The following is a 23522-nucleotide window of genomic DNA, read 5'->3' on the forward strand; positions in this document are numbered from 1 at the left end:
CCCGGTGGCGATGTGATTCTCGGCGGTGTTGTGATTCCCGATGGTGTTGTGGTGTCCGGCGACGAGATTCCGCGTCTCGCGTCGGTGTGCTGTGCCATGACGTGTGGCATGGCGCCGACCGCGGATCCGGCACGGTCGCCGGCGTGATGCTGATCCTGCTGGTCGGCGTGCTACTCGGTGCCGTCGCGTCGGCCGGGAATCTGCTGATCTGCCAAGGCCGTGCGCGTGCGTCAGCCGATCTTGCGGTCGTCTCCGCCGCAAGCGCGCTGCGTGCCGGCAACGCGGATCCATGCGCGGTCGCTGGTTCCGTCGCGCAGGCCAACGATGCCCGGATCGACGCGTGCATGGTCGACGGGGACGATGTGCAGGCGACGTTGTCGGTGCCGACGCGGGTGCCGTTCATGCCATGGATGTCGCGCGCATCGCGTGCTGGGCCCGTGGCATGCGGATGATCGACGGCCGTGTGACCGTGAGCTCTACTCCGGGGAAGGAGATTTATGTATTACAATAATCGTATACGTGTGGTTGATGCCGCCGGCAAGCATGGTATTGATCCGGACGACGCAACGTATGTCGCCGAACATTGCCTGGATATCAGAGTGCTATGCGAAGAGCCGTACAAAGAGCTGAGATTAGGCGTTACGTCAACGGGCATGCCTCTGGAGATCGTCCTCGTTCCGGCATGGGATGGGGACGGATGGGTGATCATCCACGCGATGAAAATGCGATTGAAATACCGCATGATGCTGAACAGGAGGGCACTATGGCTGAGATGATCCATCTGGCCGATTTGCCGCCGGAGGTGCGGGAACGGGTCCGGCGCGACCAGGCCGAAGCCGAACGGGGATACAGTATTCGCTTTCTGGATAAACAGCTTCGCGAAGACAAAGGGTGGAGCCGCGAGCCGACGCCGCAGGAACGCAAGTGGCTGCGGCGTGGGCGACCGTTGAAGATCGGCCGCGTTCGCGCCGACAGGATCATGCAGTTCCGTATCGATCCCGATGGGGAGCGACGCGTGCGGCAATACGCGTCGGACCATGGCATGAAGGTCTCCGAGGCGATTCGCACGCTGATCGACAAGGGGTTGGCGTCGGCGCAGTGACGGATATGTCGGGGTGATCGAGACGGTCTGTGTCGATACGTGCAGGTCGCTTGAAACGGGTCATGTCGATGCGCATGAGATGCCGTCTCGGTGCTTGCTCCGTGACGCGCCTTCATGGATATGTGATTGTGAGTGTACGGAACGGGGGGCTTCGCTTCGCGGCAAACCAGACGGATAATTCCCCGATGATGCTGGCGCACGTGACGGAGCATGGTTTATCGTGGCGGTATGAGTGAAGCGAGCAGTGCGCGCCCGGTCGTGGCGATGATCGGCAACCCGGTGTCCGACAAGGGCAAGGGCGCCAAAATCGACGCGCGGGTCATGGAGTTGCTGACCGAGGCCGGCCGTCGTCATGGATTCGACGTCATCGATCTGACCGGCACCAGTTTTGACGATTCGCTGACCAATGCACGTTCCCATGCCGACGAGTACACGCATCTCGTGGTGGTCGGCGGCGACGGCATGATCGCGCTCGGCGCGAACGCGGTCGGATGCAGCGGCAAGCCGCTCGGCATCGTCGCCACCGGATCCGGCAACGACTTCGCGCGTGGGCTCGGGCTGCCGGTCAACCGCATCGACACGGCGGTCGAAGGCATCGTGGGCGCGATCGTGCGCGGCAGTCATCTCGACGTGGACATGGGCCGCGTGACCTCGCTGCCCGGAGGGTACGCGGTGGACGCGGCCACCGGAAACCTGCTGTCGGACGATGGTTCGGACGATGTTCCGGACGGCGGTGATCGCGCGGACGACGATGAAAGCCTGGGCCGTGACGGAGTCGCGGGTAACGGCGGCACGGCCGGCGGCGGTCGACTGTCTCCGATCAACCGGTATTACGGCGGCATGCTCAACTGCGGACTGGACGCGACCATCAACGACCGGGCCAATCATTCGCGGCTGCCGGGCGGATCGCTGCGCTACTTCGTGGCCGTGCTCGTCGAGGTCACGCATCTGAAACGCTACGGCTACCACATCAAGGCCACGCTGTCGGACGGCAGCGTGGAGGAGCGCGACCTCATCACGCCGATGATCACCGTTGCCAATTCGCGGCATATCGGCGGCGGGCTGGAAGTGTCGCCGTACTCGCGGTTCGCGGACGGACTGCTCGACCTCGTGTGGATCGATCACATGCCGAACCCGCTGGAGATCGCCGACGCCATTTCGAAGGGATACAACGGCCGCCTGCTCGCCTCGCATGTGTTCGGATGGAAGCGCGTGCGCGAGGTGGAGATCACGCGCGCCGCGGAAGGAGCCGAACCGCCCGTCATGATGGCGGACGGCGAATACATCGGACACCTGCCGGTCAGGGTCGTGGCGGAGGATCGCGCGCTGCGGGTGCTCGTGCCGCCGGCGGTCGCGCACGCCCATCGTGCCGACGACGGCAGCCGCACGCTCGCGGCGATCGAACGCGACCGTCGCGATCCGGTCACCGGGGAATTCGTCGACTGACCTGTGCGGGCGCCCGGCATCCGGCTACCGGCTACCGCAGAAGGCCTCCGGGACGGCCCCGGATATCGCGAAAGGCCGCGTTCCGGCCGGTCGTAAGACCTGCCGGAACGCGGCCCTGAAGTCACGCGACGCCGAATGACGGCAGTCGTGAGGAAATCACGCAGCGCGGGCGATAGCCTGCTCGTAATCCTTCGTGCCCTTGAACACTTCCTGGATCCACGGGTTGACGCCCTGCTTCTTCGCGCGGACCAGGATGTAGCCGAGCGCGAGCACGTTCGCCACGAGCGCGATCAGGGACACCGTCAAGTTCACGTTCGGGTTGTTCACCGACTGCGTGGAGAACACCGAGTAGTCCTGGAACATCGGGAACACCTGGGCGAACATGCACCAGATCGCCAGCGTGTTCGCGCGGTTCTGGATCCAGCCGCCCTTGTTCCAGAAGAAGTTCGCGACGGTCGGGGCGAGCAGCAGCGCAAGGCCGCAGTACCACGAGTGCGTGGGCAGGCAGTTGTACGTGTAGCAGAAGTTCCACAGGTCGTACGCGACGATGAACACCCACGTCATGTCCGGCCAGAGCATGTCGTCCTTCTTCTTGGACACGTAGATGCCGAACCAGCCGGTCATGCAGGCGATGTTGATGATGCCGGCCACGCCGTTGAACACGTTGTGCCAGCCGCCCATGAGCGTCACGCCTTCGGTGGAGACCCAGGTGGTGCCCCACGCGCGGAACGCGGACTCGAAGTCGGAGACGACGGCGATGAGGATGTTGATCGCGACGATCACGAACGGGAAGCACTTGAACCAGTCGGACTTGCCGATCTTGCCCCAGCGGTACTTGAGCGCCATGAAGCCGATGCAGCCGGCGGTGGCGGCGTACAGCTTCGCGTAGTGGAACCACGACGTCATGTGCACGTAGGTCGGGTTGTTGAGCGCCCAGTCGGCGCCGGCCGCGGCCGCGACGTAGATGGTGACGAAGTAGACGGTCAGGATCGCGGGAACGACGAGGAACGCGATGATGCCGCCGGTTTTGGTGCGTCGGGCGAGTTCGTTCGCGCCAATCAGGCAGCAGAACACGAGTATCCAGCCGATCCACTGCCACACGGCGTTGTCACCATAGACCTGAAACAGCATGAGGGTCCTTTCCTTCTTCTCGATGCGCGCGGCGGGGCGCGGCCGGAAACGGCGCAGGACGGCCGTGGAACGCTCCCCGTTGGGCGTGTTGACGAGATGTCAAATTTCTTGCGACATCGAGTATAGAAGGCGGTTGACAGTGTGTCAATTCGTGTGGCGCGCTGACGGAAAGCGGGGGCGCGCGAAGGCGACGCGCCACCGCGATCAGAACCGGTAGAACCGCCGCGCGTTGCCGACGAACATCGCGTCGCGCTCGCTTGAGGACATCGTCTCGACGCAGCGCGCGAACCCGTGGACGATGTCGGCGTACGTGCCGTGCAGCTTGTCGACGGGGAAGTTCGACGCGAACATCACACGGTCTGTGCCGAACGCGTCCAGCACGGTGTACACGGCCGGCTTGATGCTTTCCAACGTCCAGCGATGGTCCATCGACGCGAGTCCGGAGATCTTGATCGCGCAGTTGTCGCGCCGGCCCAGCTCGCGCAGTCCGTCGTGCCACAGCTTCCAGCCGGCGAAGTCGCGGTCGGCCCACATGCCGGCGTGGTTGATCACGAACAGCGTGTCCGGGTGCGCGTCGATCACCTCGCAGGCGCGCCCGAACTGCGTCGGGTACAGCTGCATGTCGAAGCTCAGCCCGTACTTGCCGAGCAGTCCCAGCCCGGCCAGCCACTGCGGATCGTCCATGTACGGCTTGTCGACGTAGTGGTACAGCGGATGGTCGTGCATGTTGAGGTTCTGCCTGAAGCCGCGCACGTCGCGGTACGACGCCTCGCGTTCGAGCAGCGGCTCGATGTCCGGCGCGCTCAGGTCGCCGCCGGCGACGATCCTGATCGGCCATCCGGACGTCTCGCCCATGCGCTGCACGGCCTCGATCTCGGCGATCGGGTCGTCGGCGTTGGCCTGCACGTGCACCGCGCCGAGCAGCTCGATCGGCGTGCCGTCCGTCTCGGCGGCGAGGTCGGCGGCCACGTAGTCGCCCGCGTCGAACAACGGATCCCACGGTCCTTCGAACGTGGGCGGCTTCGACCGGTTGAACCACGAGTACAGGCCGACCTCCATGAGATGCACGTGCGTGTCGATGAACGGCCGGGGCGCGGCAGCCTGCTCGGCCGTTTCCGGGATGATCGTGGCCAGTCGGTCGATGACGATTTCGCTCATATGTGGGTTCCTGTCTGGCGGTGGAATGATGGGTGTTTCACCCCCTCAGTCAGCTACGCTGACAGCTCGTCCCGCAATTAAGGACGAGCTACGCTCGCGTTTCATTGGCTCGCCTGTCGGCTCGCACATTGCCTACAAACAGCTCTGCTGTTTGCTTGACGGCAATGTCCCTTCAGGGGGAGCTGGGGAGGGGTCTACAGCACGGAACGGGTGTCGTTCTCGTACGAGTTGCGGCCCTGCCCGGTGGCGGCGGTCGTGCCGCCGTCGACCGGCACCACGAGTCCGGTCAGGTACGCGGCGTCGTCGGAGGCGAGGAACAGCGCGATGCCGGCGCAGTCCTCAGGCCGCCCGGTGCGGCCGAGCGCCACGCGGTCGAGATACGGCTGCACGCGCGCCGGGTCGGTCCACACCTCGCGGTTGATGTCGGTTTCGATGAAGCCGGGCGCGAACGCGTTGATGCGCACGCCCTTGGCGCCGTAGTCGAGCGCGACGCAGCGCACGAAGCCGTTCATCGCGTGCTTGGTGGAGTTGTACGCGGTCTGGCCCCAGTCGCCGTACAGGCCGGAGACGGACGTGTCGACGACGATGTTGCCGTGCGACTTGATCAGGTGCGGCAACGCCTCCTTGGTCAGGTAGAACAGGCCGTCCATGTTGACGGCGAACAGCTTGTGCCACACCTCGTCGGAGACGTGCTCGATCTCGCCTCCCTCGAAGATGCCGGCGTTGGAGACGACCACGTCGAGCCGGCCGAATTCGTCGACGACGGAGCTGACGAGCTCGGCGACCTGCGCGTGGTCGGAGACGTCGGTGATGTGCATGTGACCGCGTTCGTACCCGGCGATCGTCTCCTCGAGCGGGGCGGTGCGCTTGCCGACGGCGACGACGGTGGCGCCGTTGTCGAGGAACGCCCGCGTGATCGCGCGGCCGATGCCGGTGCCGCCGCCGGTGACGATGACGACCTTGCCTTCGAAACGGTACGTGTTGCTGGTCATGGGTGAAGCTCCTTCGGTTCGTGCGCGGGCGGTTGGCGGCGTTGCCGGTCGCGGCGCGGTGCGTTCGTGGCGGGCGGGCCGGCGCGGGGCGCGACGGTCCGTGCTACGCACCAGTTCACCACAGTTGAAACACCGTCCCACATATAGGGATACCATCCCGCACGCTGTAGCGTAGGCGATATCCACACATTCCGCGACGGAGAGGAATCACCATGACGTTGGCGCCATCACTGAAGCTGCCCACGATCACCGCGATCCGCGCCTACTCGATGGGCGGCGCGGCCGCCACCATCCACGGGCAGGGCGGCGGCGACTACCACGACCAGGGCAAGGACCACTGGATCGACGACCACATCGCCACGCCGATGAGCAAGTACAAGGAATACGAGCAGTCCCGCCAGTCGTTCGGCATCAACGTGCTCGGCACGCTCGTCGTCGAGGTCGAGGCGTCCGACGGCACCACCGGCTTCGCGATCTCCACCGCCGGCACCGTCGGCTGCTTCATCGTCGAACACCACCTGTCCCGCTTCGTCGAAGGCAAGCGCGTCGACCAGATCAAGCTCATCCACGACCAGATGCTCAACGCCACGCTGTACTACTCCGGCGGAGGCGGCGTGGTCATCAACACGATCTCGTGCGTCGACCTCGCGCTGTGGGACCTGTACGGCAAGGTGCTGAACCTGCCCGTCTACAAGCTGCTCGGCGGCGCGGTGCGCGACGAGATCCACTTCTACGCGACCGGCGCACGCCCCGACCTCGCCCAGAAGATGGGCTTCATCGGCGGCAAGCTGCCGACCCACTGGGGTCCGGCCGCCGGCGACGAAGGCATCGCCAGGGACATCGCGACGCTCGCCGACATGCGCGAGAAGGTCGGCGACGACTTCTGGCTGATGTTCGACTGCTGGATGAGCCAGGACGTCAATTATGCGACCAAGCTCGCGCACGCCGCCGCGCCGTACAAGCTCAAGTGGATGGAGGAATGCTTCCCGCCGAACCAGATCGAGTCGTACCGCGAACTCAAGAAGCACATGCCGGCCGGTATGCTCATGACCACCGGCGAGCACACCGGCACGCTTGAGGCGTTCAAGGAACTGTCCGACGCGGGCGTCGACATCATCCAGCCCGACGTCGGCTGGTGCGGCGGCGTGACCTCGCTGTGCGAGATCGCGGCGATCGCCAAGGCGCGTGGACAGCTCGTCGTGCCGCACGGCTCGTCCGTCTACTCGCATCACGCGGTGATCACGTTCACGAACACGCCGTTCAGCGAGTTCCTCATGACCTCGCCGCACGCCGACAGCCTGCGCCCGCAGTTCGACCCGATCCTGATCGGCGAGCCGGTGCCCGAAGGCGGCGTGATGACCGCCGAGCAGCTCGACAAGCCCGGCTTCGGCGTCGAGCTCAACCGCGACTGTCCGCTTGAGCGGCCGTTCACGCACTGATTCGTCATTGTCTGGGCTCCCTCGCCAAGAGAGGGAGCCCGGCATCGTCGCAAAGGAGCTTCATCCATGACTTCCGTACCGCTGCCGCACAACCCGTTCAAGGCGGCGCTCAAGGCCGCCGCGACCGCGACCGATCCCGCCGCCCGACCGCAGCTCAAGGGCCTGTGGATCGCGATGGGATCGTCCACCTCTATCGAGATCGCCGCCGAAATCGGCTACGACTGGCTGCTCATCGACGGCGAGCACGGCCCGAACGACCTCACCGGCATCCTCGCCCAGCTGCGCGCCTGTCACGGTTACCCGACCACGCCGATCGTGCGCCCGGCTGCGGCCGATCCGGTGCTCATCAAGCAGGTGCTCGACCTCGGCGCGCAGACGCTGCTCGTCCCGATGGTCAACACGCGCGAGGAGGCCGAGCTCATGGTCCGCGCGGTCGAATACGCGCCCTCGGGCATTCGCGGCGTCGGCGGCGTGATCGCCCGATCCGGCCGCTGGGGCCTCATCCCGGACTACATGGCCACCGCCCGCGACGAGATCTGCCTGATCGTGCAGGTCGAATCGCGCGAGGCGCTCGACAACATCGACGAGATCGCCGCCGTGGACGGCATCGACGGCGTCTTCATCGGGCCCGCCGACCTGTCCGCCTCGCTCGGGCACCCGGACGACGCCGGCGCGATCCAGGACGAGATCCACCGCGCGTTCGACATGATCGCCTCCCACGGCAAGGCGATCGGCTCGCTCGCCTTCGACCCGGCCACCGCCCGCAAGTACTTCGAGTGGGGCGCGTCGTTCGTCGCCGTCGCCGGCGACACCGACGTGTACGTGCGCGGACTGGCCGCCGAACTCGAACAGTACCGGTGACCGTCCGAGCGGCGTATCGTGAGAAACCATGACCCGAACCGATGAGCCCGCCATCCCCGGTGCGCAGACCCTGATCAATGGCATCGCCGTGCTCAAGGCCGTCGCCGCCGGGGCGCGCACGCTCGCCGACCTCACCGAGACGACCGGCCTGAGCCGCAGCACCACGCACCGGCTCGTGCAGGCGCTGCGCGCCGAACGCATGCTGCGCGACACCGTCGAAGGCGCACTCGCCCTCGGCCCGGCGCTCATCGAACTCGGATTCCAGGCGCGCGAGGACATCTCCATCCCCGCCATCGCGCGCCCCTACCTGCTCGACCTGTCCGACCTCACCCGGGACACCATCCACCTCGCCGCCGAAGATGCCGGCGAAACGCTGTACCTCGACAAGATCCGCGGCAGCCGCACCATCGAGATCCGCTCGTGGCCGGGATGCCGCATGCCGCTGACCTACACCGGCATCGGCAAGGCGCTGCTGCTCGACCGGCCCGACCGCTGGGAAAGCCAGTACCTCGCCGACCGCGAACGCATGGAACGCCAGCCCGAACACGACTATTCCGGCGCGGCCGCGTTCGCGCGCGCCATGGAACGCTACGCCGCACAGGGATACGCCTACGACCTGGAGGAGAACGAGGCCGGCGTGCGCTGCATCGCCGCACCCGTGCGCGACGCGGCCGGCACGATCGCCTGCGCGATCTCCGTCTCCAGTTTCAAGACCTTCATGCCCACCGACCGCATGCACCGGCTCGGGCCCGTCGTGCGCGACGCGGCCGACGCCATTTCGCGCGAACTCGGATGGAACGGGCAGCCGACGCGTTAAGGTGCGTTAAGGTAAAGGCGAGCGGGGATGCGCCCGCGTGGCCGCACGAGGACGGGTGCGGCGGACCGAGGGAGGAGGACCGGACATGTTCACCGTGGCGGTGGTCGAGGACGACGAGAACGCGGCGGCGCGCCTGCGCGCGTGCCTGAAGCAATACGAGAACGACCATACCGGCGTGCGGTTCGACGTGACCGAATTCCGCGAGCCGACGAGCTTCCTCGAACCGTACAGCGCCAACTGGGACATCGTGTTCATGGACATCGAAATGCCGAACATGGACGGGCTGGAAGCAGCGCACCGCCTGCGCGAACTCGACTCCAAGACGATCCTCATGTTCGTGACGAACATGGCGCAGTTCGCCGCCAAAGGCTACGAGGTGGACGCGCTCGACTACATCATCAAACCGTTCGCCTATCCCGACTTCGAACGCAAGCTCGCCCGCGCGCTGCGGCTGGCGCAGGCCGACGGCGAATCCCTGCTGGTCAGCCAGCGCGGCAGCTCGCGACGCATCGCGCTGCGCGACATCAGCTACATCGAAATCCGCGCGCACAACCTCGAATACCACACCGATTCCGGCACGATCAGCGCGTACGGCTCGCTGCAGGACATCGAGGACCGTCTGTCGGGCAGCGGGTTCATGCGCTGCGGCAAGCCGTACCTGGTCAGCAGCCGTCACGTCGCGCAGGTCGCGGGGGACACGGTCACGCTGACGGACGGCACGCAGCTGCCAATCGGACGCGCCTACCGCAAGTCGTTCATGCTCGCGCTCGCCGAGAACCTGGGGAACGACCGTGTTCGCTGAGATCGCGTCCGCCGCGGTGTCGGCCGCCGTTGCGGCGATGACGATGATTCCGACGATGACGTCCGGCGCGGCCATCGCGTCCATCTCGGCCTTCGAGACGGTGCTGGTCGGTGGGTTCCGCACGTTCGGCGAGATGCTGCTCTGGTTCTTCTCCGCCAACGGCTACGTGATCGAGATCCTCGTCACCGCGGAAATGTTCACTTGGTGGATCGAACGGCGGACGCGCTGGCGGCTGCGGCTGGCCGTGTGCGTGCTCGCGATGATCGCCGTGGCGACGACGATGGCCGCGTTCAACCAGCCGCAGGACGCGCTCGGCCAGATCGCGCGGCTCGTGCTGCTGGACGCGCTGTGCTTCGTCGCGCTGACCGTGTGCCGCAGGCTCGACGTGACGCAGGGGCTGTTCTACACGGCGGCCGTCGTCGGACTGCAGCACCTGGCCTACGGCGGCTCGCAGATCGTGATGGGCGTGGTCCATGTCGTGACGCATATCCGCGACGATGCGATGGACCTGTGGCTGTACCCGGTCTCGTTCGCGGCGCTGCTGGCCGCATGGTACTGGCTGTTCTCCCGGCCCATGCAGGGCCATGTGCCGCAGGGGCTCGCCGACAGCCACGTCGTGCCGCTGCTCATCGGCGTGGTGCTCAGCGTGGACGTGTTCTCCTGCCTGTTCGACTATTTCACGGCCGACGCCGGCATCGGCATCAACATCTACGCGTACATGATGTTCATCCTCACCCGCACCGTGCTGTGCGCGTTTCTGCTGCTCATGCAGCGCGAGATCGTCATGCGCGAGGCCGCGCAGCGCGACGGCGAGGTGCTCAAGCAGCTGCTGTACCAGCAGAAGTCGCAGCTGGCCGCCGACAAGCAGACCATCGACCTGATCAACGTGAAGACGCACGACCTCAAGAAGCAGCTGAACATGCTCGGCGGACGCATCCCGGCCGAGGAGATCGAGGAGCTGCGCGGGCTGGTCGGCATCTACGATTCGTCGGTGCGCACCGGCAACGAGGCGCTCGACGTGCTGCTGGCGAACAAGTCGCTGGTGTGCGAGCAGAAGCACATCCAGTTCGACCGGATGATCGACGGCGCCAGCCTGAAGTTCATGAAGCCGGCCGACATCTACTCGCTGTTCGGTAACGCCGTCGACAACGCGATCGAGGCGGCGGGCGCGGTGGCCGACCCGTCGCGGCGGTACATCCGCATGAAGGTGCGCGCCGAGGCCGGGATGCTCGTGGCGCACGTGGAGAACCCGTACGACGGCGAGCGGCGCTTCGAGAACGGCCTGCCGGTCACCACGAAGGACGACAAGCGCTACCACGGCTTCGGCGTGCGGTCGATGCGCATGATCGTGGAGCAGTACGACGGCGTGCTGTCCGCGAAGGCCGAGGACGGCGTGTTCACGGTGAACATTCTTATTCCCGTGCCGTAGCGGGTGTGACCCCCTCAGTCGCCTGCGGCGACAGCTCCCCCTGGTAGGGGGCGCAGCAATAAAGGGGAGCGTCACCGCCGATGTCGTTTGTGGGGTGAAAAACGCATCTTGTGATGGCCGCGTGGCGGATGCGCCCGGCGTGCGCTTGACTGAATATCACAAGGTTTCCAACGACCGGAAATCGGTGAGGACGAGACGACGCGGACCATGACGGTCCGGTTCGCCACAGTCGAAAGAGACACAGTCGAGAGAGACACGAGTCGCGAGACACGACAAGGAAGGGTGACGTCATGCTGACGATTGATCGTTTGACCGTGGAAAACCTGGAACACGGTTGCGTGACCGACAATCCGAAGCCGCGGTTTTCCTACACGCTGAGCGGCACCGCCGACGCGGCCGTGCGCGACGTGACCCTGACCGTCGGCGAATGGTCCTGCCATCCGGACACGCAGATCGCGTATCCCTACGACGGTCCCGCACTCAAGCCGTTCGCCACGTACCCGGTCGAGCTGTCCGTCACCGACGAGCAGGGCGTCACCGTAAGCGCGACGACCTCGTTCGAAACCGGACGTTTCGGCGAGGCATGGGCCGGCTCGTGGATCACGGACGGCGACTACCGCTTCACCGACAAGAAGATCTCCCCGAAGCCGATGAGCTTCCGCCGCACGGTCGCTCCCGCGGACGGCAAGACCGTCGTCCGCGCGCGCCTGATCGCCACCGCGATGGGCGTCTATGAGTTCGCGCTCGACGGACGCAAGGTCGGCGACCGCTACTTCGCCCCCGGTTTCACGTCGTACAAGACGAACCTGCAGTACCAGACCTACGACGTCACCGAGCAGCTTGCGGACGGCGGCGAGCACACGCTGATCGCCACCGTGGCCGGCGGCTGGGCCGTCGGATCGTTCGTGTTCACGCGCGTCAACCGCGTCACCGCGGACCGCCAGGCCCTGCTCGCCGAACTGCGCATCGACTACGCCGACGGCACGAGCGAGGTCATCGGCACCGACGCCGACTGGGACGTCACCATGGACGGTCCGGTCGAAATGGCCGACCTGTACGACGGCGAGACCTACGACGCGACCAAGGCGTTCGGCGCGGACGGCAACGCGGGCGGCACACGCTGGCGCAAGGCCGCGATCGAACGTCCGAAGACCGAACCGAAGCGCATCGAGGCCGACTACGGCGCGCCCGTGCGCGAACACGAGACGTTCGAGCCGGTCAGCTGCAAGCGCCGCGCCGACGGCGAGCTCATCTATGACTTCGGCCAGAACTTCGCCGGCGTCGTCCGCCTCGAGATCGCCGGCGCATCCGCCGGCCAGGTCGTCACCGTGCGCCACGCCGAGATCCTCAACCCCGACGGCACGCTCAACACCACGTTCCTGCGCACCGCCAAGGCCACCGCCACCTACACCTGCACGGCCGGCGACCAGACGTACGCCCCGCGCTTCACCTACATGGGCTTCCGCTACATCGCCGTGCGCGGCATCGAGGCGAAGCAGCTCAAGGTCACGGGCGTCGCGCTCTACTCCGAACTGACCCGCACCGGCGACTTCGCCTGCTCCGACGAGCGCCTCAACCAGCTGCAGAGCAACATCGTGTGGGGCGCGAAGTCGAATCTGTTCGACATTCCCACCGACTGCCCACAGCGCGACGAACGCATGGGCTGGACCGGCGACATCGCCGTGTTCGCGCCCACCGCCTGCTACGACTTCGACATGAGCCGCTTCCTCGACAAGTGGCTGCGCGACGTGAAGGCCGAGCAGCTGCCCACCGGCGGCATCCCGAACACCGTGCCCGTGCAGGGCTACGGATTCCCGGCCACCATGCCCGAAATGGCGATCGCCTGGTGGGGCGACGCGGTCGTGCTCGTGCCGTGGGCCGAATACCGGGCGCGCGGCGACAGGTCCGTGCTCGAGCGCATGTACGAGCCGATGAAGAAGTACGTGAACGCCTGCCGCTTCTGGGCCGGCCTGTTCGGCTTCGGCAAGCACCGCTACATCTGGTGGATGCCCACCCCGTTCCAGTTCGGCGACTGGGTCGCGCCCGACGTGCCGAAGATGCAGCAGTGGCAGGCCCGCGGCAAGTGGACCGGCACCGCCAGCCTCAACAACACCGCCCGCACGCTCGCCCAGGTGGCCCGTGTGCTCGGCCATGACGACGACGCCCGCGAATACGACGAGCTCGCCGACCGCGTGGCCGACGCGTACGTCTCCGTGTTCACCGACGGCAACGGCAAGCTCAACGACGAATTCCAGACCGCGTACGTGCTGCCGCTGCACCTGGGCATGTTCCCGGACGCCGCCACGCGCGACAAGGCCGTGAACAACCTCGCCGCGCTCGTCGAATCGAACGGATATAAAATCGGCACCGGCTTCCCGGGAACGCCGTACATCCTGTTCGCGCTCGCCGACAACGGACGGCCGGACGTCGCGTTCCGCATGCTCGCCAACGAGCAGTGCCCGAGCTGGCTGTACGAGGTCAAGATGGGCGCGACGACGATCTGGGAGCGCTGGGACGGCCTCGACGAGCACGGCGAATGCCCGATCGGCGACGACGGCACGGACCTCATGATCTCGTACAACCACTACGCCTCCGGCGCGGTCGGCGCGTTTCTCTACCAGCGCGTGGCCGGCATCGAGCCGATCGAGGCCGGATATCGAAAGTTTCACGTGAAACCGCTGCTCGGCGGCGGGATCACCTGGGCGAACGGACACGTCGATACGCCGTACGGCCGCGTCGGATCGGCCTGGTCGATCACCGGCAAGCGGTTCGACATCACCGTGGACGTGCCGTTCGGCACCGTCTGCGAGCTGACGCTGCCGGACGGACGCACGCAGGAACTCACCCACGGCAGCCACACGGTGACGTGCGAGCTGTAGGACGGGAACGAACAGAAAGGATCAGGGACAAGCAATGACAACCGCAACGACGCGCACGAACGGAGGGTTCTTCGACAACCCTCTGGTGCGCACACGCATCACCTCGGCGAACGTGAAACCGCCGGAGATGCTGCTCGGCTACTTCGTCGGACCGTTCTGCGCGTTCATCTCCAACGCGATCTTCGGCTCGTACCTCAACCGCTACTACTCCGACGTGCTCGGCTGGACCGACACCACGAAATTCGGCATCTTCTCCGCCGTGCTGCCGATGGCCTCGGTCATCCTCGTGATCATCGGCAACCTCGCCGTCGGCCGTCTCATCGACAACACGCGCACCTCGCAGGGCAAGGCCCGCCCGTACATGCTGCTGTCGGTGCCGTTCGTCGTCGTCGCGATCGCGCTGCTGTTCATGACCCCGACCGGCTCCGCACCGGTCGTGCAGATGATCTGGATCGCGGTCTCGTACAACCTGTACTACGCGCTCGCGTACCCGCTGTTCTACACCGCGCACAGCTCGATGGTCGGCCTGTCGACGCGCAACAGCAACCAGCGCGGCCTGCTGGCCACCCTGTCGAACGCGTCCGGCGTGGCCGCGGTGGGCGTGGGCGCGAGCATCCTCGTGCCGATCCTGCTGCAGAGCTTCCTGTTCGTCGACCATGACGGCGTGATCGACGCGGCAGCCAGCTACGCCAACTGGCGCATCGTGATGATCGTGCTGTGCGTCGTCACCGCGATCGGTATCCTCATCGAGTACTTCTTCACCCGTGAGCGCATCACGGAAGAGAACATGAAGCTCAACATCAAGGAAGAGAAACTGCCGATGGCCAAGCAGGCCCGCGCCTGCATGTCGAACGGCTACTGGTGGATCATCATCGGCTACTTCCTGCTGTTCCAGCTGTCCGGCCTCATCAAGAACGGCTCGATGAGCTACTACTCGCGCTGGATGTTCGACGGCGTGAACTCCGAGGCATCGGCCGGCGCCGCGATGAGCATGCTCGGCATGATCGGCGGCATCCCGACCGCCGTCGGCATGCTGCTCGCCTGGCCGATCGCCAACAAGCTCGGCAAGCGCAACGCGGTGCTGTTCGGCATGATCGTCGCCGTGCTCGGCGGCTCGGTCAGCCTGCTCGACATCCACAGCTTCGTGATCGTGTGCGTCGGCGTGGTGCTCAAGGGCATCGGCTCGATCCCGGCCATGTACGTGACGCTGGCGATCCTGTCCGACGTGCTCGACCACCTCGAGGCGAAGAACGGCTTCCGTTCCGACGGCTTCACCATGTCGGTCTACGGCGCCATCATGGTCGGCATGACCGGCCTGGGCAACGGCATCATCAACCTGCTGCTCACCGCCACCGGCTACGACGCCACCGCCGCCTCGCAGAACGAGGGCGTGCAGACCGTGCTCGCCGGCTGCTACATCGGCGCCGAGCTCGTGTGCTACGCGGCCATCGTGATCCTCATGGTGTTCCTCAACGTCGAGAAGTACGTGAAGGAGGACCAGGCGACGATCCTCGAACACCAGAAGGCCGCGGTGCTGGCCGCCGGCGGCGAATGGATCGAACCGGCCGAACGCCTGCGCCGCGAACAGGAGGCCGCCGACCGCGAGGCCGAGGCCGCCCGCATCGAGGAGCTGCGCGCCCGCTGCGCCAAGAAGGGGCTCGACTTCGAGGCCGAAGAGGCCAAGTATCAGGCCAAGCTCGCCGCCAAGGCGGCCAAGGCCAAGAAATAACCGCAGATTTCCCGGTCCGCCGCCGCCGATGAAGCCGGCGGGCCGGGGCCACCAACAGATTTCAGGATTTTGCCGTTCAGAGCCGGCGCCACAAGCGTTCGGCTTAGGGCGACGACACCCAAAACAGGAGGAAAAACCATGAAGACAAGCCCGAAAACCCGGGTGTGGAGAGGCGTGACGACGACGTTCGCATCGATGCTCGCGCTGTCGCTGGTCGCCACCAGCGCAGTGCAGGGCTTCCGCACCGATATCGACAAGTTCCTCGGCACCACCAGCTCGGCGTTCTCCACCGAGAACGCCAGCGCCGCGGACTACACCTACAAGTCCGACTATTCGAGCACCAAGGAGCTCGTCACCGCGATCCGCGACTTCGGCGAGAAGGTCAGCGAGGAAGGCTCCGTCCTGCTCAAGAACGACGGCGCGCTGCCGCTGTCCCAGGCCGAAACCCAGAAGATCAGCCTGCTCGGCTTCTCCAGCTACTACCCTGTGCAGGGCGGCGACATGGGTTCCTCGCTGTCCTCGTTCGAAGGCACCGACGCCGATCCGGTCGACATGGTCACCGCGTTCACCGAAAAGGGCTTCAAGATCAACACGGCCCTGCAGGACCTGTACAAGTCCATGGAATCCTCGTTCGTCTCCGAGGTCGTGAACCCGTGGGGCACCGACACCTTCACCCGCATCACCTCGCCGGCCACCGACGGCACGTTCTCCAGCAAGGAGCCGTCGCAGGACACGATGACCGAGGCGAACGCCGACTGGAAGTCGACGCTCAACGACAACAACGTCATGATCGTCACCCTCGCCCGAGGCTCCGGCGAAAACCGCTCGTACACGCCCGGCAAGGACGGCGTCGATCCGAACCAGAACCTCAACCAGTCCGACCCGCTCGGCCTGTCCGATGACGAGCGCGACCTGATCAACGCGGCCGTCGATGCGAAGAAGGCCAACGGCGGCAAGGTGATCGTGCTGCTCAACAGCGCGCAGCAGATGGAGATCAACGAGATCGCCGACAACGCCGGCGTCGACGCGATCATGCAGATCGGCCTGCCCGGCGCCTACGGCTTCTACGGCGTCGCCGACCTGCTGTCCGGCGCGGCCAACCCGTCCGGCCACCTCGCCGACACCTGGGCCGTCGACAACTCCTCCGCTCCGTCCGCGCAGAACTACGGCGATTACGCGTGGACCAACGCCGACGACTCGAAGTACATCAACTCCGAAATCGTCGAGGCCGAGGGCATCTACACCGGCTACAAGTACTACGAGACGCGCTACGCCGACTCCGTGCTGAACCAGGGCGACGCGAAGTCGTCCACCGGCAGCTCCAACGGCGGCGCGTGGAACTACGACGACGAGGTGACGTATACCTTCGGTTACGGCCTGAGCTACACCGACTTCGACCAGAAGCTCGACTCCGTGTCCGTCGACCTCAAGGACAAGACCGTCACCGCCAAGGTCACCGTGACCAACACCGGCAAGGTGGCCGGCAAGGACGTCGTCCAGCTGTACGCCAGCACGCCGTACACCGACTACGACAAGCAGCACAACGTCGAGAAGTCGGCCGTGCAGCTGCTCGACTACGCGAAGACCGACGAGCTCCAGCCGGGCGAGTCGACCACCGTCGAGATCAAGGCCGACGCGCAGTACATGGCCAGCTGGGACTCCACCGCGTCCAACCAGGCCGGCAGCAAGGGCAACTACATCCTTGACGACGGCGACTACTACTTCGCCATCGGCAACGGCGCGCATGAGGCCGTGAACAACGTCCTCGCCGCGCAGGGCGCCGACGTCGACGGCAACAAGGCCGACGCCGCCAAGTGGACGCTCGACGAGTTCGACGACACGACCTTCGCGACCACCAAGAACGGCACGAACGTCGAGAACCAGCTCGCCGACGCCGACCTCAACAGCTACATGCCCGACACCGTGACCTACCTGTCCCGTTCCGACTGGTCCGGCACGTTCCCGAAGACCTACAAGGACCTGACCGCGACCGACGAGATGCTCAAGGGCGGCCTGTCGAACGACACGTACAAGATCGGCGAGCACAACGACGCCGAGGCGACGACGTGGGGTGCGAAGAACGACCTGACCCTCGCCGACTTCAAGGGCAACGAGGACTTCACCGACTCCAAGTGGGGCGACCTGATGGACCAGATGACCCTTGAGGAGGCCATGATCCGCAACGCCTTCGGCGGCACCTCCACCAAGTCCGTCGCGACGATCAGCTCCCCGGAGGCCGTGCAGAACGACGGTCCGAACGGCTTCAACTCCTACACGCTCGGCCAGTACGCGAACACCGATCCGAACTCCGCCGACCCGTACAAGATCGACGCGAACGACCCGAACCTCAACTTCAAGATGGGCGTCATGGCCAACGAGTCCGTGCTCGGCCAGACGTTCAGCAAGCAGATCTCCGAGGAATGGGGCAAGCTGCTCGGCAACTACTCCATCTGGGCCAACCTGCCGATCCTGTGGGGCGTGGGCACCAACCTGCACCGTTCGCCGTACAACGCGCGTAACCACGAGTACTACTCCGAGGATCCGATTCTGACCGCCTTCCAGGGCGCGGCGTCCGTCACCGCGGCCAAGGCGTACGGCCTGATCCTCGCCCCGAAGCACTACGCGTTCAACGACACCGAGATCAACCGCACCGGCCTGTCCGTGTTCATGACCGAACAGAAGGCCCGCGAAGGCGAGCTGCGTGCCAACCAGTCCATCGTCGAGGACGCCGGCACCATGGGCATGATGAGCGCCTACAACCGCATCGGCGTGACCGCGACCAACGCGCACACCGGCCTCATGCTCGGCATCCTGCGCGGCGAGTGGGGCTTCAAGGGCCTCATGAGCGAGGACTTCATCCAGGATCCCACCTACGCGCAGCTGGCCGCCGCCGTCCACAACGGCATCACGATGCTGTGCCTGACCGGCGACAACAGCATCGCCGCGGTCTCCAAGGTCTGGCCGTACTGGACCGTGAAGAACGTGAGCACCGACAGCCAGCTCGTGAGCGACCTCAAGCGCAACATGACCTGGCAGTTCCAGGCCATCGCGAACTCCAACGCGATGGACGGCCTGAACTCCAGCTCCCGCGTGGTCACCCTGCGCACCTGGTACGACAACGTGCTGACCGGCGTCAGCATCGTCACCGGCCTGTTCGCCCTGCTCGGCGCCGCGATGTACGTGGTGTCCCTGCGCGGCAAGGGTTCCAAGAAGGCCTGAGTCCTTCCGGTCCGGGCGGTGGGCCGGCCGATACGGCCCACCGCCCATCCCGAAACGTCAAGCTCAACGGTTCAAAGTGAGATCATCATGAACTTCATCAAACAGCAATCCATCGGATTCTATGTCAACGTCCTGGCGCTGGTGGCCGCGGTCGTCGCGCTCGTCTACTACTTCATCAACTGCCACACGAGCTACTTCCTGAGCTCGGGCATGAACCCGGCCGTGCTTGCCTGCTCGTTCGGCGTGGTCGTGCTGGAACTGGTCGTGCTGGGCGGCAGCCAGGCCGCCGCCTCGGCCGGATCCCCGAAGTGGCTGCCGATCGTGCTCGACGTGTGCGTCGTCGCCGTGTCGGTGCTGCTGATGTGCGCGTTCGCGTTCTTCTTGTCCGACCGCGTCAACGCCATCGCGTCCATCGCCACGTTCAACCAGAACGCGCAGAACATGGCCGACCTGATGAGCGCGGTCTACGGCATGATCGCCTACGTGATCGCCGCGCTGCTGTCGATCATCGCCTCGTACATGAAGGTGAACAAGCGCAACGCGTGATCTGTGACGCGTGATTCACGACCTGTGATTCACGGCGCGTCGTGAAATGACTCCCCTCGGCAGGGTCGCCGTCGGTCCCGGAACCGGCGACCGCCCCCGCCGAGGGGAGTTTTTCGTGCGTGCGGAACGTCCGGCGTCCGGTCTCGATCGGATGTCCTTTGTAATGGCATGTATATTCCATGTTCTACAGTGATTATGGAATACGTATAAAGGAGTATGTGATATGGCTCGTTCGGCAGACGGCGGTTCTTCCGCGTCCACGGCCGCGTTGACCCGTCTCGGCTATTGCGGCGGACTGGGATCGTTCCTCGGATCGTCGGCCATCGTCGGCCTGTCGACCACGATCACGATGTGGCAGTCCGGTCTCGGGTTGGGTGCGGGCGAGGTCGGCGCGCTGAGCGCGGTGCTCAACTTCGCCATCGCCGCCGGCTCGCTGCTCGCCGGGCCATTGTGCGTGCGGCTCGGCATGACGAAGGTGTTCAACTGGGTGAACCTCGTCTCGGTCATCGGCTTCGTGCTGTGCGCGGCCGCGCCGGACTTCTGGGTGCTGCTGGGCGGCGTGGTGCTGGCCGGACTCGGCACCGGCCTCGACCTGCCCGTATCGATCTCCGTGATGTCGCGCGACGCGCAGGATCCGGCCGCCGGATCGAAGCTCGTCACCGTCACGCAGCTCGGATGGCAGCTCGGCATGCTCGGCTCGGCGCTCGCCGCCTTCGCCGTATCCGGGCTGGCCGGGGCGCTGGGCGGACGCGTGGTGTTCGCGCTGTTCGCCGTGATCGCGTGCGCACTGCTGCTGTGGCGCCTGCGCTCGTGCGAATTCGCCGCGCTGCACGCGGCGTCCGTGAAGACGATCAACGTGACGACGAATACGGTGGACGCGGCAAGTCGCAAGACGAGTGCCGGCGATGCGGATTCCCGCAGTGCCGCCCATGGTGCCGGGCTGCCTGCGGCCGGCCCGTTCGGCATGCCGAAGCGTCTGATCCCCGCCTTCACCGCGCTGCTCGTGTTCTACATCGGCTGGAATCTCGTGGCGAACACCTGGGGCCAGTTCCAGACCTACATGCTCGTCAACGCGGACGCCTCGCAAAGCCTCGCCACGGGCCTCGGCATCATCCTGTACATCGTGATGTTCGCCGCGAACTGGCTGGTGTCCGTCACCGTCAACACCCGCTGGCGCAACCCGCTGTTCGTCGCCGGCGGCGTGATCTCGCTCGCCGCGATGATCCTCATGGCCGCGGGCGGCGGCTCCCTGTGGGTGATCGTCGCCGCCACCGCCATCATGTACGTCGGTCTGCCGCTGGCCGGCGAGGCGATCTGCAAGGTGTGGACGCAGGAGACGTTCCCGCTGGCCTGCCGCGCCACCGTGCAGGGTTTCATCCTCGGCTTCTCCCGCCTGCTGTGCGGACTGTTCGCCTTCGTGACCCCGGCGCTCGTGATGCCCGGCACGATCGGCGTCACGCTGTGGGGATTCGTCGCGGTCGTGGCCGTGTTCGCCGCCGCCGGTTGCGCGTTCATGCGTGTGCGCCGCATGGCGGTGTGACGCACGTCGCTCCCTGTCGCCGGTCCGATCGTCCGCTATGGTGGAATGCAGCGGAGAGGCTGAGGGAGTGTGATGCGGCATGTTCACGGTGGCTGTGGTCGAGGACGACGAGAATGCGGCGGTGAAGCTGCGTGCGTGCTTGGGCCAGTATGAGTCGGAGCATCCTGGTGTGCGGTTCGAGGTGACGGTGTTCCGTGAGCCGACGTCGTTTTTGGAGCCGTATAGGGCGAATTGGGATATCGTGTTCATGGATATCGAGATGCCGAACATGGACGGCATGGAGGCGGCCCGTCGCCTGCGTGACCTGGATGCGGAGACGATCCTGATTTTCGTGACGAACATGGCGCAGTTCGCCGCGAAGGGTTATGAGGTGGATGCGCTGGACTACATCATCAAGCCGTTCTCGTATCCCGACTTCCAACGCAAACTCAGCCGCGCGGTCCGCCTGTGCGAGCGCGAGTCCGACGCGATCGCCATAGCCCAGCGCGGCGTCACCCAGCGCATCCGTCTGCGCGACATCAGCCACGTCGAAGTGCGCGGCCGCAACCTCGACTATCACACGGAAGGCGGCGTCATCACCGCGTCCGGCAGTCTCAAGGAACTCGAGGCGACGCTCAGACCGCACGGATTCGTACGCTGCGGCAACCCGTACCTGGTCAACCAGCGGTACATCACGGCGGTCAAAGGCCAGTCCGTCCTGCTGGAAGGCGGCGTCGAACTGCCGATCGGACGCGCCTACCGCAAGCAGTTCTTGACCGATCTCGCCGCCGAACTCGGCCGCGGCCACGTCACGTCGGCCGGTGCGACGGACGCATCGTCCGACGCGACGAATGGCGACGGTTTCGGTGCTGGTGATACCCGACGGTGAGGTGATCGACATGCCCGTCCTTCCCGACACCACGCTGATCGCCGCGCTGCTGACGCTGAATTTCGTCGCGTTGCGCGTGATCATGCCGTTCTTCAACGGCTTCATCGTCGAGCTTCTGGCATGCGCCGCCATGTTCGTGTGGTGGCTGGACCGGCGCCCGCGGTTCGGCCTGCGCGTCGCCGTGGCCCTGACCGCCGTGCTGGTCGTGGCGGTGGTGACGTACTGGCCGATCATGAAGATGAGCGCAGGGGACACGGGCGGCATGACCTCCACCATCTGGATCGCGATCGTTCGGTTCATGCTGCTGTACGTGATGTGCTACTGGGCGATGCGGTTCTGTTACGTGATCGACCTGCGGCAGGGCGTGTTCTACCTGATCGCCGCGGTGTCGCTGCAGCATTTCGTGTATTGCGGCACGCGGATCGCCACGCTGAACCTGCCCGGTGACTGGTCGGACACGGAAACCTGGCCCGGGGCCGTCGCGTTTTTCGTGGTATCGGTATTGTTCGGCCTGCTGGGCTACCGTTTGTTCGCCAAGCCGATGGAACGGCATGTGCCCGAACGGCTCGGCCGCAACATCCTCGTACTGTTTCTCGGCCTGCTGCTGTGCGTGAACGTGTTCTCCTGCCTGTCCGGCTCGCCCGGCCAAGTCGGCGGCCCGACGCTGTACCTCTACCTGCTGATGACCGCGACCCGGTTCGTGACCTGCGCGTTCGTGCTCGCGCTGCTCGCGGAAACCGCCAACCGCATCACCGCCGAACGCGAGGGTTTCGCGCTGCAGCGCATGCTCGGCCAGCAGCGCGCGCAGATGGCGCAGGACAAGGCCACCGTCGACCTCATCAACGTCAAGACGCACGACCTCAAGAAACAGCTCGCCCTGCTCGACGGGCGCGTCACGCGTGAGGAACTCGACGAGCTGCGTGGACTGGTCGACATCTACGACGCGTCGGTGCGCACCGGCAACGAGCCGCTCGACGTGCTGCTGGCGAACAAGTCGCTGGTGTGCGAGCGGCAGGGCGTGCGCTTCGACCGCATGATCGACGGCTCGCTGCTCGATTTCATGAAACCGACCGACATCTATTCGCTGTTCGGCAACGCGATCGACAACGCGCTGGAGGCCGTGGCCAAGCTGCCGGCCGATGCCGACCGATACATCGCGATGAGCGTGCGCGCGAACAAAGGCATGGTGCTGGTGCATGTGGAGAATCCGTACGTCGGCGAGCTGCGGTTCGACGACGGGCTGCCGCAAACCTCGAAGGCCGACAAGCGCTACCACGGGTTCGGCACGCGTTCGATGCGGATGATCGTGGAACGCTACGACGGCGTGCTGACGATGGACGCGCGCGACGGCGTGTTCTCGGTGGACGCGCTGCTGCCGATGGGCGACGCGTGATGGCGGCGCGTGACGCGCGGAACGTCGTCATCGCCGGCGCCCGCTGCGCCAGCCAGACCGCGCGCGCCGCGCGACATGCAGTCCGTTACGCGAAACATGTCGATCATGCACCCGCCGTGGCACGGACCGCTTCCTTCCCCGACACTGGAATCACGCCGCCTCGATGAAGGA

19 protein-coding genes are annotated in these 23522 nt (G+C 65.7%); 16 read left to right on the forward strand and 3 right to left on the reverse strand.

From position 1 onward, the window contains the following. Positions 1 to 86: 86 nt before the first annotated feature. The 4 genes from GFD25_RS12290 to GFD25_RS08640 all read left to right on the forward strand — a co-directional run bounded on the left by GFD25_RS12290 (position 87) and on the right by GFD25_RS08640 (position 2548). Positions 87 to 452, forward strand: coding sequence for an Rv3654c family TadE-like protein (locus tag GFD25_RS12290; protein WP_338024646.1), 366 nt, complete (start codon positions 87 to 89; stop codon positions 450 to 452). 45 nt (positions 453 to 497) lie between these two features. Further along, the gene (locus tag GFD25_RS12040; protein WP_204314845.1) at positions 498 to 776 is read left to right on the forward strand and encodes a toxin; all 279 of its coding nucleotides are present in this window, start codon (positions 498 to 500) and stop codon (positions 774 to 776) included. Further along, the gene (locus GFD25_RS08635) at positions 764 to 1102 is read left to right on the forward strand and encodes a hypothetical protein (RefSeq protein ID WP_163231901.1); all 339 of its coding nucleotides are present in this window, start codon (positions 764 to 766) and stop codon (positions 1100 to 1102) included. The genes GFD25_RS12040 and GFD25_RS08635 overlap by 13 nt, the downstream gene beginning before the upstream one ends. 228 nt (positions 1103 to 1330) lie before the next feature. Next, the gene (locus GFD25_RS08640) at positions 1331 to 2548 is read left to right on the forward strand and encodes a diacylglycerol/lipid kinase family protein (RefSeq protein ID WP_163231903.1); all 1218 of its coding nucleotides are present in this window, start codon (positions 1331 to 1333) and stop codon (positions 2546 to 2548) included. A gap of 156 nt (positions 2549 to 2704) precedes the next feature. On the opposite strand, the gene GFD25_RS08645 is transcribed toward GFD25_RS08640, so the two are convergent. The 3 genes from GFD25_RS08645 to budC form a co-directional block, all read right to left on the reverse strand. Further along, the gene (locus tag GFD25_RS08645) at positions 2705 to 3679 is read right to left on the reverse strand and encodes a DUF5692 family protein (RefSeq protein WP_163231905.1); all 975 of its coding nucleotides are present in this window, start codon (positions 3677 to 3679) and stop codon (positions 2705 to 2707) included. Positions 3680 to 3883: 204 nt separating this feature from the next. After that, positions 3884 to 4837, reverse strand: a complete 954-nt coding sequence (locus GFD25_RS08650) for an amidohydrolase family protein (protein WP_163231907.1) — start codon at positions 4835 to 4837, stop codon at positions 3884 to 3886. A 194-nt stretch (positions 4838 to 5031) separates the two neighbouring features. Then, positions 5032 to 5829, reverse strand: a complete 798-nt coding sequence (gene budC / locus GFD25_RS08655; RefSeq protein ID WP_163231909.1) for a meso-2,3-butanediol dehydrogenase — start codon at positions 5827 to 5829, stop codon at positions 5032 to 5034. Between the two features lie 212 nt (positions 5830 to 6041). Between budC and rhmD the strand changes: the two genes are divergently transcribed. The 12 genes from rhmD to GFD25_RS08715 all read left to right on the forward strand — a co-directional run bounded on the left by rhmD (position 6042) and on the right by GFD25_RS08715 (position 23351). Next, the gene (gene rhmD, locus GFD25_RS08660; protein WP_204314846.1) at positions 6042 to 7268 is read left to right on the forward strand and encodes an L-rhamnonate dehydratase; all 1227 of its coding nucleotides are present in this window, start codon (positions 6042 to 6044) and stop codon (positions 7266 to 7268) included. 66 nt (positions 7269 to 7334) lie between these two features. Continuing rightward, the gene (locus tag GFD25_RS08665; RefSeq protein WP_163231911.1) at positions 7335 to 8129 is read left to right on the forward strand and encodes an HpcH/HpaI aldolase family protein; all 795 of its coding nucleotides are present in this window, start codon (positions 7335 to 7337) and stop codon (positions 8127 to 8129) included. 28 nt (positions 8130 to 8157) lie between these two features. Beyond that, the gene (locus GFD25_RS08670; protein WP_163231912.1) at positions 8158 to 8946 is read left to right on the forward strand and encodes an IclR family transcriptional regulator; all 789 of its coding nucleotides are present in this window, start codon (positions 8158 to 8160) and stop codon (positions 8944 to 8946) included. Positions 8947 to 9031: 85 nt separating this feature from the next. Continuing rightward, positions 9032 to 9748, forward strand: coding sequence for a LytR/AlgR family response regulator transcription factor (locus tag GFD25_RS08675; RefSeq protein WP_163231914.1), 717 nt, complete (start codon positions 9032 to 9034; stop codon positions 9746 to 9748). Beyond that, positions 9738 to 11177, forward strand: coding sequence for an ATP-binding protein (locus GFD25_RS08680; RefSeq protein ID WP_338024647.1), 1440 nt, complete (start codon positions 9738 to 9740; stop codon positions 11175 to 11177). The genes GFD25_RS08675 and GFD25_RS08680 overlap by 11 nt, the downstream gene beginning before the upstream one ends. 290 nt (positions 11178 to 11467) lie before the next feature. Continuing rightward, positions 11468 to 14056 (forward strand): family 78 glycoside hydrolase catalytic domain, encoded by a 2589-nt coding sequence (locus tag GFD25_RS08685; RefSeq protein WP_163231916.1) that lies wholly within the window; start codon positions 11468 to 11470, stop codon positions 14054 to 14056. Positions 14057 to 14090: 34 nt separating this feature from the next. Further along, a complete protein-coding gene (locus GFD25_RS08690) occupies positions 14091 to 15785 on the forward strand; it encodes an MFS transporter (protein ID WP_163231918.1) in 1695 nt (564 codons plus the stop codon). A 138-nt stretch (positions 15786 to 15923) separates the two neighbouring features. Further along, positions 15924 to 19004, forward strand: a complete 3081-nt coding sequence (locus GFD25_RS08695) for a beta-glucosidase (protein WP_163231920.1) — start codon at positions 15924 to 15926, stop codon at positions 19002 to 19004. 87 nt (positions 19005 to 19091) lie between these two features. Then, on the forward strand, positions 19092 to 19550 hold the full coding sequence (locus tag GFD25_RS08700; RefSeq protein ID WP_163231922.1) for a hypothetical protein: 459 nt from the start codon (positions 19092 to 19094) through the stop codon (positions 19548 to 19550). A gap of 223 nt (positions 19551 to 19773) precedes the next feature. Next, positions 19774 to 21090, forward strand: a complete 1317-nt coding sequence (locus tag GFD25_RS08705; RefSeq protein WP_163231924.1) for an MFS transporter — start codon at positions 19774 to 19776, stop codon at positions 21088 to 21090. Between the two features lie 79 nt (positions 21091 to 21169). Further along, the gene (locus tag GFD25_RS08710) at positions 21170 to 21958 is read left to right on the forward strand and encodes a LytR/AlgR family response regulator transcription factor (protein ID WP_163231926.1); all 789 of its coding nucleotides are present in this window, start codon (positions 21170 to 21172) and stop codon (positions 21956 to 21958) included. Further along, positions 21921 to 23351 carry an ATP-binding protein gene (locus tag GFD25_RS08715; RefSeq protein WP_163231928.1) on the forward strand — a complete coding sequence of 477 codons (1431 nt, stop codon included), beginning with the start codon at positions 21921 to 21923 and terminating at the stop codon, positions 23349 to 23351. Before GFD25_RS08710 ends, GFD25_RS08715 begins: the two co-directional genes overlap by 38 nt. Positions 23352 to 23522: the final 171 nt, after the last annotated feature.

The organism is Bifidobacterium aerophilum (assembly GCF_010667685.1).
Lineage (GTDB): Bacteria > Actinomycetota > Actinomycetes > Actinomycetales > Bifidobacteriaceae > Bifidobacterium > Bifidobacterium aerophilum.

Excerpts from the sequence above, each read along its gene's own strand:
- GFD25_RS08650 (WP_163231907.1), bottom strand. The coding sequence starts at position 4,837 with ATGAGCGAAATCGTCATCGACCGACTGGCCACGATCATCCCGGAAACG.
- GFD25_RS08635 (WP_163231901.1), top strand. The coding sequence starts at position 764 with ATGGCTGAGATGATCCATCTGGCCGATTTGCCGCCGGAGGTGCGGGAA.
- GFD25_RS08665 (WP_163231911.1), top strand. The coding sequence starts at position 7,335 with ATGACTTCCGTACCGCTGCCGCACAACCCGTTCAAGGCGGCGCTCAAG.
- GFD25_RS08715 (WP_163231928.1), top strand. The coding sequence starts at position 21,921 with ATGGCGACGGTTTCGGTGCTGGTGATACCCGACGGTGAGGTGATCGAC.
- GFD25_RS08640 (WP_163231903.1), top strand. The coding sequence starts at position 1,331 with ATGAGTGAAGCGAGCAGTGCGCGCCCGGTCGTGGCGATGATCGGCAAC.
- GFD25_RS08700 (WP_163231922.1), top strand. The coding sequence starts at position 19,092 with ATGAACTTCATCAAACAGCAATCCATCGGATTCTATGTCAACGTCCTG.
- GFD25_RS08705 (WP_163231924.1), top strand. The coding sequence starts at position 19,774 with ATGGCTCGTTCGGCAGACGGCGGTTCTTCCGCGTCCACGGCCGCGTTG.
- GFD25_RS12040 (WP_204314845.1), top strand. The coding sequence starts at position 498 with ATGTATTACAATAATCGTATACGTGTGGTTGATGCCGCCGGCAAGCAT.
- GFD25_RS08710 (WP_163231926.1), top strand. The coding sequence starts at position 21,170 with ATGTTCACGGTGGCTGTGGTCGAGGACGACGAGAATGCGGCGGTGAAG.
- GFD25_RS08685 (WP_163231916.1), top strand. The coding sequence starts at position 11,468 with ATGCTGACGATTGATCGTTTGACCGTGGAAAACCTGGAACACGGTTGC.
- GFD25_RS08675 (WP_163231914.1), top strand. The coding sequence starts at position 9,032 with ATGTTCACCGTGGCGGTGGTCGAGGACGACGAGAACGCGGCGGCGCGC.
- GFD25_RS08670 (WP_163231912.1), top strand. The coding sequence starts at position 8,158 with ATGACCCGAACCGATGAGCCCGCCATCCCCGGTGCGCAGACCCTGATC.
- GFD25_RS08695 (WP_163231920.1), top strand. The coding sequence starts at position 15,924 with ATGAAGACAAGCCCGAAAACCCGGGTGTGGAGAGGCGTGACGACGACG.
- budC (WP_163231909.1), bottom strand. The coding sequence starts at position 5,829 with ATGACCAGCAACACGTACCGTTTCGAAGGCAAGGTCGTCATCGTCACC.
- GFD25_RS08645 (WP_163231905.1), bottom strand. The coding sequence starts at position 3,679 with ATGCTGTTTCAGGTCTATGGTGACAACGCCGTGTGGCAGTGGATCGGC.
- GFD25_RS08690 (WP_163231918.1), top strand. The coding sequence starts at position 14,091 with ATGACAACCGCAACGACGCGCACGAACGGAGGGTTCTTCGACAACCCT.
- rhmD (WP_204314846.1), top strand. The coding sequence starts at position 6,042 with ATGACGTTGGCGCCATCACTGAAGCTGCCCACGATCACCGCGATCCGC.